Source organism: Roseomonas sp. BN140053, from assembly GCF_047690175.1.
In the GTDB taxonomy this organism is placed as follows: domain Bacteria; phylum Pseudomonadota; class Alphaproteobacteria; order Acetobacterales; family Acetobacteraceae; genus Roseomonas.
This window is the reverse complement of record NZ_JBLLEB010000044.1, coordinates 21,932-31,590: the sequence shown is the minus strand read 5'-3', so window position 1 is coordinate 31,590 and position 9,659 is coordinate 21,932. Positions and strand designations below refer to the sequence as shown.

The 9,659-nt window shown below is 71.7% G+C and carries 11 protein-coding genes; 5 read left to right on the top strand and 6 right to left on the bottom strand.

Annotated features, from left to right (window positions below; translation table 11 throughout):
- Together ACLIBK_RS22740 and ACLIBK_RS22735 are read right to left on the bottom strand one after the other, a co-directional pair.
- Window positions 1-81: transposase (locus ACLIBK_RS22740; RefSeq protein ID WP_415389032.1), on the bottom strand; the 81-nt coding region annotated here is incomplete at its 3' end.
- Between the two features lie 21 nt (window positions 82-102).
- Window positions 103-1,245, bottom strand: coding sequence for a DNA glycosylase AlkZ-like family protein (locus tag ACLIBK_RS22735; RefSeq protein ID WP_415389593.1), 1,143 nt, complete (start codon window positions 1,243-1,245; stop codon window positions 103-105).
- 277 nt (window positions 1,246-1,522) lie between these two features.
- Between ACLIBK_RS22735 and ACLIBK_RS22730 the strand changes: the two genes are divergently transcribed.
- Entirely contained in the window at window positions 1,523-2,113 is a 591-nt protein-coding gene (locus ACLIBK_RS22730) for a recombinase family protein (RefSeq protein ID WP_415389592.1), read from the top strand.
- A 16-nt stretch (window positions 2,114-2,129) separates the two neighbouring features.
- Here ACLIBK_RS22730 and ACLIBK_RS22725 read toward each other — a convergent pair whose 3' ends face one another.
- Window positions 2,130-2,450, bottom strand: a complete 321-nt coding sequence (locus tag ACLIBK_RS22725) for an HNH endonuclease (protein WP_415389591.1) — start codon at window positions 2,448-2,450, stop codon at window positions 2,130-2,132.
- On the opposite strand from ACLIBK_RS22725, the gene ACLIBK_RS22720 reads away from it, so the two are divergent.
- A complete protein-coding gene (locus tag ACLIBK_RS22720) occupies window positions 2,383-2,781 on the top strand; it encodes a KilA-N domain-containing protein (protein ID WP_415389595.1) in 399 nt (132 codons plus the stop codon). The two genes, ACLIBK_RS22725 and ACLIBK_RS22720, sit on opposite strands and share 68 nt — an antisense overlap.
- Before the next feature lie 129 nt (window positions 2,782-2,910).
- Here ACLIBK_RS22720 and ACLIBK_RS22715 read toward each other — a convergent pair whose 3' ends face one another.
- Window positions 2,911-3,798 carry a LysR family transcriptional regulator gene (locus ACLIBK_RS22715; RefSeq protein ID WP_415389590.1) on the bottom strand — a complete coding sequence of 296 codons (888 nt, stop codon included), beginning with the start codon at window positions 3,796-3,798 and terminating at the stop codon, window positions 2,911-2,913.
- 123 nt (window positions 3,799-3,921) lie between these two features.
- On the opposite strand from ACLIBK_RS22715, the gene ACLIBK_RS22710 reads away from it, so the two are divergent.
- Together ACLIBK_RS22710 and ACLIBK_RS22705 are read left to right on the top strand one after the other, a co-directional pair.
- Complete coding sequence (locus ACLIBK_RS22710; protein ID WP_415389589.1) at window positions 3,922-5,091, top strand: MFS transporter; 1,170 nt, start codon at window positions 3,922-3,924, stop codon at window positions 5,089-5,091.
- Between the two features lie 27 nt (window positions 5,092-5,118).
- Complete coding sequence (locus ACLIBK_RS22705) at window positions 5,119-5,754, top strand: glutathione S-transferase family protein (RefSeq protein WP_415389588.1); 636 nt, start codon at window positions 5,119-5,121, stop codon at window positions 5,752-5,754.
- Window positions 5,755-5,778: 24 nt separating this feature from the next.
- On the opposite strand, the gene ACLIBK_RS22700 is transcribed toward ACLIBK_RS22705, so the two are convergent.
- Window positions 5,779-7,005, bottom strand: coding sequence for an MFS transporter (locus ACLIBK_RS22700; RefSeq protein WP_415389587.1), 1,227 nt, complete (start codon window positions 7,003-7,005; stop codon window positions 5,779-5,781).
- On the bottom strand, window positions 7,002-8,471 hold the full coding sequence (locus ACLIBK_RS22695) for a PLP-dependent aminotransferase family protein (protein ID WP_415389586.1): 1,470 nt from the start codon (window positions 8,469-8,471) through the stop codon (window positions 7,002-7,004). Before ACLIBK_RS22695 ends, ACLIBK_RS22700 begins: the two co-directional genes overlap by 4 nt.
- A 183-nt stretch (window positions 8,472-8,654) precedes the next feature.
- Here ACLIBK_RS22695 and ACLIBK_RS22690 point away from each other — a divergent pair, with 183 nt between their 5' ends.
- Window positions 8,655-9,245, top strand: coding sequence for a LysE family translocator (locus tag ACLIBK_RS22690; protein WP_415389585.1), 591 nt, complete (start codon window positions 8,655-8,657; stop codon window positions 9,243-9,245).
- The last annotated feature ends 414 nt before the right edge of the window (window positions 9,246-9,659 follow it).

The following is a 9,659-nucleotide window of genomic DNA, read 5'->3' as shown; positions in this document are numbered from 1 at the left end:
CTCGGGCAGCAGCACGAGGTAGGGTGCGACCAGACCCCATTCCTCATCGGATACGTCGGACGGATAAGCCTTGCGGGTCATCCCGCAAATCTGGACCTCCCCTCAGTCCACAACAGCCTCTAGCATGCAATCGGGCATTTTACGCCCTGTGCCCGTTGGTGTCAGGAAGCGCTCCACCCGGGCCAGCTCCGCATCCAGGGCGCGGCGGAACTCCATGCTCATCGGTGCACGCTGGGCATAGCCGATCGCGGCATCCAGCTTGCCCCCGGGCAGCGTGAGGTTGGCCCAGCCGATCACCGCGCCGCGCCAGAGCAGCGGCAGGGCGTAGTAGCCGAACTGCCGCCGCGGCGGGGGCGTGTAGGCCTCGAACCGGTAGGCCCAACCCCACAGGTGCTCGAAGCGGCGGCGGTCCCAGACCACCGGGTCGAAGGGCGCCAGCAGGCGGACGCCGGACGGCGCCGCACCGTGCTGCCAGCCCCTGTCGGCCGCCGGCCGGAGATAGGTCTCACCCTCGACCGTCTCCTGCTCCAGCTCCCCGCGCCGGAGTGCGGTGGCAACCACTGGCCCCAGCGGCCCCAGGCCTGGGTTGCGCCGCGCCATGAGGGCCAGTGCGCCGCGCAAGCTCACGGCGGACACGGGGGCGAGGAGGCCGGCCACCAGCATCACCAGCTGCCGCGCCTGCTCCGACGGCTCCAGCTCCATCCTGGCCGGCGATGGCGGCACGGCCGCATAGACCCGGATGCCGTCGCGGCGCTGCGCCACGCGGAGCAGGCCGTAGTGGTGCAGCCCCTCCAGCGCCCGCGTGGTCGCCTTGGAGAAGCCGCCCCAGCCATTCACCGCCCGCTCGCGGCCGAAGCGCTGCTCCAGGTCCCTAGGGTGGGTGGGGCCATGCGCCTGCACGAAGGCCAGCACCTCCGCGGCCAGTCCGGTCGGGGCGTGCACGCCGGCCTCGCAGCCCGGATCGGGGCGAGGGTGGAGCAGCCAGGCGGTGTCGGGCGGCATGAAGCCGTAGGCGTAGAGGAAGTCCTCCTCCAGCCCGAGCCGCGCGAAGCTCCGGTCCAGGTCGCCGGCGCGGTAGCCGCGCACGCGGTGGCACAGGATCAGGTCCTGGGCCCGGGCGGGGGCACGGATCGGGTCCGCCTGCACGAAGCCGAGGCGGCGCAGAGCGTCCGCGAGGGTCGTGGGTGCAAAGAGCGTGGCCGAGCTTGCCTGCGTCCGGAGGCGGTCAAGGGCCGTGATGGGCATGATGCTGACCGAGGGTGGCAGCGGTCACGCAGGCCAGCAACATCGCTGTCCGAACCTGCTTTCCTCTCCTGGTTGGACTGTTCGGGTATAGGCGCGATCCCGGTACGTTTATCCGCTCCGCCGCGATCGTTGGTGCTCAATCGATCGCACCCAGCACCCTTTCACAAACCACTTGCCATTAAATTCTAATTTGAAAGAGGTTTAAGCATCCCGCTGCCCAGGGCCGGGCTGCCGCCGATTAAATCTTGCGTAAACGGTCGTTAATGAAAGAGGGCTCATGCTGCTCGGCTATCTGCGGATCTCCAAGGGCGAGGAACAAAGCACCGCCTTGCAGAAGCGCGCTCTGCGCAACGCTGGCTGCGATCGCTGCTTCCAGGAGACCGCCTCGGGCGGCCGCTGGGACCGGCCTGAGCTGCACCGCCTGCTGGACCAGCTCCGCCCCGACGACGTGCTCGTGGTCTGGAAGCTCGATCGCCTGAGCCGGTCGCTGAAGGACCTGCTGCACCTGATGGAGCGGATCGACGCGGCGGGGGCGGGCTTCCGGTCGCTGACCGAGGCGATCGACACCACCACGGCCGCAGGCCGGATGATGATGCAGATGGTCGGCAGCTTCGCCGAGTTCGAGCGTGCCATGATCCGCGAGCGCACCAGCGCCGGCTTGGCAGCCGCGCGGGCCGAGGGGCGCATCGGGGGCAGGCGGCCCAAGCTGACGGCAGTTCAGCAGGCCGACATCGCCGACAGCGTGCTCACGGGACGGCGCACGGCGGCGCAGATGGCCCGGCTGCATGGTGTGAGCGAGCCCACGGTCAGCCGGCTGCTGGCGGCCCACCGGAGGCGTATGGAGGCAGGCAGCCCACCCGCGCCCTAGCGGGCCGGCCCGGGCTTCAGCGTCCCAGCCGGTAGTGTTCCAGCGGGCCGGGCTTCTGTCGCCAGCTCAGGGCGGGACCCAGTGGCCGGGAGCCGCGCCCCTCGTTGCAGCCCAGGCAGGCCATGACCAGGTTGCCGTAGGTGTCGGCACCGCCCTCGGCCCGCGGCATTACATGCTCCAGGGTCGCCCCGCCGACGGACGTCGTCGCCTCGTTGGTGCGGATCCCGCAGTAGCAGCGGTGGTTCTGCTCGGAGGAGACCAGGGCGCGGATCAGCCGGCGCCCGGCCGACTGGCTCGCTCTGGAAGAAACCGAGCACTTCCGCTCGCATGCAGACACCCAGCTGGCCGAGAACGCCGACCTGTTCGGTTCAAATGCCGGCCTGGCCGGCATTTGGCACCTCGACACGGATGGCCTCACCGCCACCGTGCGGGGCAACCAGGGCGGCACCTGGGCGCATTGGCAGCTGGCGCTGTCCTACGGGCGCTACCTCTCGCCACCGTTCCACCTCTGGTGCAACACCGTCGTCCGTGCCGCCATGGAGCAGCCAGAGGCCGCTCTGCTTTCAGACAGGGGAGTACGAAAAGCTGACCTCCGTTTGGCTTGCCTGTGGTTGGCGGAATGGCCGTCGGCCCGAGGTCCAACCAAGTTATCAACCGCTTGGCCGTAATCGGCATGACGGGGATCTGGTTCTACTTGATGGACAAGCCTTGGCCTCCTCCGAGTTGAGTCCGGCAAGCCGGCCGGACAGCAGGGAACGCCCTTGCCCGAGCTGAAACCTCGGTCCAGCCAGGTCACCCTACTTCAGCCGTTCAAACTCCTTGAGCAGCGTTCGCAGCCCGCGGTCGCGCGTCTTCTCCCGTCGCAAGACGGTGACGAGCTGCCGCGAGAGGGCGGGGCGGAGCGTATGACACTGCGCTCCGGGAACCGGCGACTGCAGCGCGAGCGACGGCAGGACCGAGGCGCCGAGACCACTCGCGACGAGGGCCTTAATGGCCTCAATGCTGTCCAGCTCCATGACGATGCGGGGTTCCGCACCGGCGCGTGCTAGCCATTCATCGACGAGCCGCCGCACCGTGCCGCCCGTGTCGTACATGATGAGGGGGAACCGGGCGAGGACCGCGGCGCTCAGCGCCCCCTGGCTTGGCGCCGCCGCATCAGGCAGCAGCGCGAGGAGCGGGTCCGTGACCAGCGGTTCCAGCTGCAGGCTGCGGCGGCGTGGCACCGGCATGGTCACGACCGCGACGTCCAGCCCCCCCTCCTCCACCCGCCGCACCATTTCGGGCGTGTTGCCGGTTTCCACGACGACCTCGACGCCGGGCATCCGCCGGCGCAGGCCGGCCAAGGCGGGCGGCAGCAGGTGGATGCAGGCGGTGGCGCCGGTGCCGAGACGAATGCGTCCCGCGGCGCCCTCCCGGTGCGCCGTCACGGCCTCCTCCGCATCAGCGGCGGCGGCGAGGGCCCGCTGGGCGGCGGGGATGAGCGCCGCCCCGGCCGCCGTGGGGATCGAGCGGCCGGCCGCGCGCTCCAGCAGGCGGACACCCATGCGGCGCTCCATCTCGCGCAACTGCTGGCTGGCGGCAGGCTGCGTCAGGCCGAGGAGCCGCGCGGTCGCGGAGACGCTCGCGGTCTCGACGACGCTGAGGAAGGTGCGCATCTGGCGCAGCGTGAGGACGGGTAGGGACACAGACTAAACTTATCCGGATGCGCGGCATCGGAAAGTTTTTCTTCTGCCCTCCGCGCCGGGCCGCCAGCATGGGAACCGGAATTTGAGGGCAGGCTTTGGTTCATGCAGGATGAGCACGGCACAATGAGCGAGGCGCGGCTGCCCTGGCGGGTGCCCGCGGCGTTGGCGGTGACGCAGGTCGTGCAATGGGGCACGCTCTTCTACAGCTTCTCGCTGTTGATGCCGGCGATCATCGGGGAGACGGGCTGGGGGAAGGAGGTGGTGGTCGGCGCATTCTCCGCGGGGCTGCTGGCCGAGGCCGGCGCGGCGATGCTGGTCGGGTGGCTGCTCGACCGCGTGGGTGCCAGATGGGTCATGACTGCGGGCTCCCTGGCCTCCGCCGCAGGTCTCTGGCTGGCGGGCCAGATCGGGACGGTCTGGCAGCTCTACGCCGCCTGGATCCTGATCGGCGCCACGATGCCGGCGGCCTTGTACCAGGCGGCCTTCGCGGCGGTGACCACGGCCTTCGGAGCCGGCGAGGCGAGGCGGGGCATCGCGGTGGTCGCCTTCGCCGGCGGGCTGGCGAGCACGGTGTTCTGGCCGGCGACCGGGCTTCTGGTACAGGTCCTGGGCTGGCGCGAGGCCTGCTCGGCCCTGGCCGCGATGAACCTGGCCTGCGCCCTGCCGCATCTGCTGATGCCGGGCGCTGCCAGCCCGGTGCCTGGGGCGCAGGACAGTGCTACCGCCCGGGGCGTCCCGCGCTGGTCTTTCTCGGCGCTGATCTGCGTCTACGCGGCCATGGGAGTGGCGAGCGCCACCATCGCCGTCCACCTCGTTCCCCTTCTGCAGGACAAGGGGCTGGGCAGCTCGGCCGCCCTGCTGGCCTCCCTTGTCGGCTGCGCGCAGGTGGCGGGACGGCTGATGGAGTTCGCGGCCGGCGCGCGGCTCTCCCTGCGCGCGGTCACGGCACTCGCCCTGACCGGGGTGGGCACGGCCTTCGCCGCACTGGCCCTCGGGCAGACAGCCGCGGTCTTGGGGATCGCGCTGATCCTCTATGGCGCCGCGAATGGCGTGCTCACCATCATGCGCGGGGCGTTGCCGGCCCATCTTTTCGACACGCGGCGCTATGGGTCGGTCTCCGGCGTGCTCTCGGCCGCGAACGCCGTGGCGCGGGCGGCCGGGCCGGTCGCGATCGCCTGGAGCTGGGAAAGCACCGGGGGCTACGCCTCGGGCATGATGGCGGTTGCGGTGCTCTGCCTCGGCGCCATCATTCTGCTCTGGGCCGCGATGGCGGCGCTGGAGCCGGCCTTGTGAGGATCTCCCGTGGCTTCGGACATGAGCATGATTCTGATCGGCCAATACGATTCGCCCTTCGTGCGGCGGGTCGCCATCGCCATGCGGCTCTACGCCCTGCCCTATGAACACTGGCCTTGGTCCACCTTCGGCGACGCCGAGCGGCTGGCCGGGTACAACCCACTTCGCCGCGTGCCCACCCTCATCCTCCCTGATGGAGAGGTGCTGATCGACAGCACGGCCATCCTGGACCATCTGGACGAACTGGCCGGCGAGGAGCGCCGTCTCATCGCGCCGCATGGCACACGACGCAGGGCGATGCTGCGGATCTGCGCCCTAGCGAGCGGGCTCTGCGACAAGATGGTCAGCCTGGTCTACGAGCAACTGCTGCATGCCGCGCCCTCGGAGGCCTGGATCACGCGCTGCACGGCGCAGATCGGCGGCGTGCTCGACGTGCTGGAGGCGGAGCGCGCCGGCTGCGCGACACCCTTCTGGTTCGGCGGGACACCCGGCCATGCGGACATCACCGTGGCCTGCGCCCTGCGCTTCCTAGCGGAGGCGCATCCGGCGCTCCATGCACCCGGGCGCAACCCGCATCTCGCGGCCCATGCCGCGCGATGCGAGGGGATGGAGGTCTTCCGCGCCGTGGTGCAACCTTTCGATTCGCCGCGGAGGCGATCCTGACGGTAGGGCCGCTCCGCCGCGCGATCAGGATGCGCCGCGCCGGACCGTGAGCACCGGGACGGCCAGCGCTGGCCGCGCGTCGATCGGGAAATGCAGCGCGGCGGCGACGAAGCCGGCGAGGGCCGTGGCCGTCCAGATCAGCGCGTAGGAGCCGGTGAGCTCGAAGACGAGGCCGCCCGACCAGGAGCCGAGGAAGGAGCCGAGCTGGTGGCTGAGAAAGCAAAGGCCGAAGAGCGTGCCGAGGTGGTGCGTGCCGAAGACCTTCGCCACCAGCCCGCTGGTCAGCGGCACCGTGCCCAGCCACATCAGCCCCATCGCCGCCGCGAAGGCGAGAAGGACCGGCTGGCTCTTCGGCGCGAGGAAGAAGGCGAGGATGACGAGGCCGCGAAGCAGGTAAAGCCAGCCGAGCACCTGCTGCTGCGGCAGCCGCCCGCCCAGCCAGCCGCAGGCCCAGCTGCCGATCATGTTGAACAGCCCGATCGTGGCCAGCGCCAGGGCGCCGGCACCCGCCGGCATGCCGCAGAGGGTGAGATAGGCCGGCAGGTGAGTCCCGATAAAGGCGAGCTGGAAGCCGCAGGTGAAGAAGCCAAGGGTGAGCAGGACATAGCCCCGGTGGCCCAGCGCCTGGCGCACCGCGTGCCGCAGCGGCATGGCGGGCTCGGCCGCGGCGGAGGGATCGGGCGCGCGGCCCAGCAACAGCCCCAGCGGCGCGGCGAGGACGAGGCAGGCGGCCAGGGTGAGCAGGGAGGCGGCGGTGCCGGAACCCTGCGCGACGCCCTGCGCCAGCGGCACGAAGAGCGCCTGGCCGAGCGAGCCGCCCGCGCTGGCCAGGCCCATGGCCATGCTGCGCCGCTCCGCCGGCACGGCGCGGCCGAGAGCCGCCATGACCACGCCGAAGCTGCTGCAGCTGATCCCCAGCCCGACCAGCACGCCCATGCCGACCAGCAGCGCGGCGGTTGAGGCGGAGAGCGCGACGAGCGACAGGCCGGCGGCGTAGAGGGCCGCGCCTGCCGCCACCACGGGCGCGGGCCCGAACCGGTCCGATGCCGCCCCGGCGAAGGGTTGTGCGAACCCCCAGGTGAGGTTGTGCAGGGCGATGGCGAAGGCGATGAGGCCGAGGGAATGGCCGTAGCCGCTCGCCAGCGGGTCGAGATAGAGGCCGAAGCTCTGCCGCACGCCCATGGCGACGCTCATGACGGCACCGCCGGCGAGGATGGCGGAGCGCGCGCCCGTCGGCAGCCGCGCCGTCATGCCCCGCCCCCCCGCAGAAGCACGCCCAGCAGCTCCGGGATGCGCGGATCGGTGCTGCGGCCGATGTTGAAGCGGAAATGCCGGCTGGGCTGCCGGTTGGGCCGGAACAGCGCGCCCCCCGCCAGCACCAGCCCGCGGTCGCGCGCGGCGAGGACGAGGTCCTCCCGCGCGCCCGGCGGCGCCTCGGCCCAGAGGAACATCCCGTCCTCCGCCTCCGCGATGCCGAAGCCCAGCGCCCGCAGGCGAGAGGCCACGAGGCCCCGCGCGGCGGAGAGGCGGGCGCGCAGCATCTCCAGGTGGCGCCGGTACTGGCCGGAGGAGAGCATCTCGAGCAGCAGCTGTTCCTCCACGCCGGAGCCGGTGAGGGCGGTGGTGACCTTGGTGCGCAGAAGCGCCTGCGCGCGCTCCGGCGAGGCCGCGAGGAAGCCGGTGCGCATGCCCTGGCCGATCAGCTTGGTGAAGCTGGCTACATGGATCACCGAGGCGCCGCCATCGAGCTGCATGAGCCGCACCGGCTCCCCGCCATGCAGGTCGCCATGCGCGTCATCCTCCACCAGCAGGAGGTTGTGGCGCTCCGCGATGCGCAGCAGGCGGTGGAGGTTGGCGGGGGAGGCCGTCCAGCCCGTCGGGTTGTGCAGCACGGGCTGCAGGAAGAAGGCCCTGGGCGATTCCGCGCGGCAGGCCCGTTCCAGCGCCTCCAGGCAGGGGCCATCCGGGCGCCGCTCGACCGGCACCAGCCGAAGGCCCCGCTGCTCCAGCATCGGGAATAGCATGAAGTAGCCGGGATCCTCGACCAGCACGGTGTCGCCGGGGGAGAGGAAGGTCTGCGCCACTAGCTGCAGGGCCTGCGTGCCGCCCGCCGTCATCACCACGGCATCCGGCGGCACGGCGATGCCGCGGGCGGCGAGGCGCTGGCTGACATGCCCGCGGATGGCGGCACCGCCCTGCGGCGGGGCGACGCGCCGCAGATGCGCGGGCAGGTGGCGGTGGAAGCGGGCCAGCACGCCGCCCTGCCAGGCCCCCTCCGTCCAGCTCTCCGGCAGCACGCCGCCGCCGGGGCAGAGCACGTCCTCCCGCGCCTCCAGCATGGCCATGGCGACGCCCTCGGCCATGGTGGGATCGGGGGCGGGGAGAGGCGCCGGCGGCGGCAGCTCGGCAGGGCGGATGACATAGACGCCGGACCCCGCGCGGGAGACGGCCAGCCCCATGGCGCCGAGGCGCGCATAGGCCTCCACCACGCTGTGCACGCCGATGCCGGTGCGCCGGGCCAGGGCGCGGATCGAGGGCAGCCGCGTCCCATGGGGCAGCGTGCCGGCGCGGATCATCGCGGCCAGGCGCCCCGCGATCTGGTCGGCCAGCGGCTCCGCTGCCCCGCGGTCGATCTCGACGCCGAGGCGCGCATGGCCTCCGAGGACGAGGCGCAGCGGGGGCCTGTCCGGCGCGGCGTGAACGGGGCCCTGGGCCATGCGGCGCCTCCTCTGGACGCATCCATGGCGGAGCATTGGCGCCCTGCGCGCGCCGGGCAAGGCGAGGCGTCATGCGTAGCCGGGCAACTGTGGCGGTGCCGAGGCGGCACAGTGAGCGGCGGCTGTGGCTGGCACGCCTGCTATGGCCGGTCGGAGCATGGCGGCCTGCCTCGGAGAGCGACGATGAGCACGATCTGGCCACTTCTCGCCTTCACGGCGGTCTCTGCCTTCACCCCGGGGGCCGCGACCGTCATGGCCATCGCATCGGGGGCGCGCTTTGGATTCCTGCGCTCCCTGCCGCTCGTGGCCGGGCTGGGCCTTGGGCTCGGCCTGATGGGCGCGGCAGCCGGAAGCGGCCTCGGGGCGGCGCTGCTGTTGGTGCCCTCGGCGCAAGGAGCCATGCGCTTGGCCGGGACCGCCTACCTGCTCTGGCTGGCATGGCGCATCGCGCAGGGCGGGCCCCCGCGCGAGAGGGAGGGCAACGTGCCCGGCGGAGTGGTGCTGGGGCTCCTTCTCACCATGCAGAATCCCAAGGCCTGGGCCGTGACGCTGGGAGCGGCTGCATCCTTCTCAGGCCTGGCGGATGGCCCGGCGGAGCTGGCCCTGCTCCTCGGCGGCTGCTTCACGGGCTGCGCGCTGTCCGCCCTGTCTTTTTGGTGCGCGGCTGGCCGGGAGATGGGACGCCGCCTGCGGACGGGGCGACAATGGGCTTTGGCGAACAGGCTGCTCGGGGCACTGCTTGCGGCCTCCGTCATCCCGATCTGGTGGCCCTGAGAGACCGTGCCGTGCGGAAGGTGTCGAGCAACTGTGCCCTAGCCGGGGCGATGCAGTTCCGCGCCCGACGGGCCGACCGTGGCCTGCAAGGGGCGGGCCGGCCTGCTCAGGATCAGGCCATGTCGGAACGAATCAACAGATCCCCCTCCGTCGGCGCGGCTGTCCGGTTGCGCCGCCTGCGGCCCAGGCTTGCCGCATGCCTGCTCGGCCTGCGACAGCGGCTGAGATGCCATGCGCAACGCCGCCTCCTCGCGGAGATGGATGCGCGGATGCGGCGGGACATCGGCGCGGATCCGGGCGCCGTATGGCGGGAAACACACAAGTGGTGGTGGCAGCTCTGAGCATCGCCGGCCCTCTCCCACGCAAGATTTCCCGATGCGGCGCATCGGATCTGCCTGTCTTCCGCAGACGGCG

Excerpts from the sequence above, each read along its gene's own strand:
- ACLIBK_RS22730 (WP_415389592.1), top strand. The coding sequence starts at position 1,523 with ATGCTGCTCGGCTATCTGCGGATCTCCAAGGGCGAGGAACAAAGCACC.
- ACLIBK_RS22735 (WP_415389593.1), bottom strand. The coding sequence starts at position 1,245 with ATGCCCATCACGGCCCTTGACCGCCTCCGGACGCAGGCAAGCTCGGCC.
- ACLIBK_RS22710 (WP_415389589.1), top strand. The coding sequence starts at position 3,922 with ATGAGCGAGGCGCGGCTGCCCTGGCGGGTGCCCGCGGCGTTGGCGGTG.
- ACLIBK_RS22700 (WP_415389587.1), bottom strand. The coding sequence starts at position 7,005 with ATGACGGCGCGGCTGCCGACGGGCGCGCGCTCCGCCATCCTCGCCGGC.
- ACLIBK_RS22705 (WP_415389588.1), top strand. The coding sequence starts at position 5,119 with ATGATTCTGATCGGCCAATACGATTCGCCCTTCGTGCGGCGGGTCGCC.
- ACLIBK_RS22690 (WP_415389585.1), top strand. The coding sequence starts at position 8,655 with ATGAGCACGATCTGGCCACTTCTCGCCTTCACGGCGGTCTCTGCCTTC.
- ACLIBK_RS22695 (WP_415389586.1), bottom strand. The coding sequence starts at position 8,471 with ATGGCCCAGGGCCCCGTTCACGCCGCGCCGGACAGGCCCCCGCTGCGC.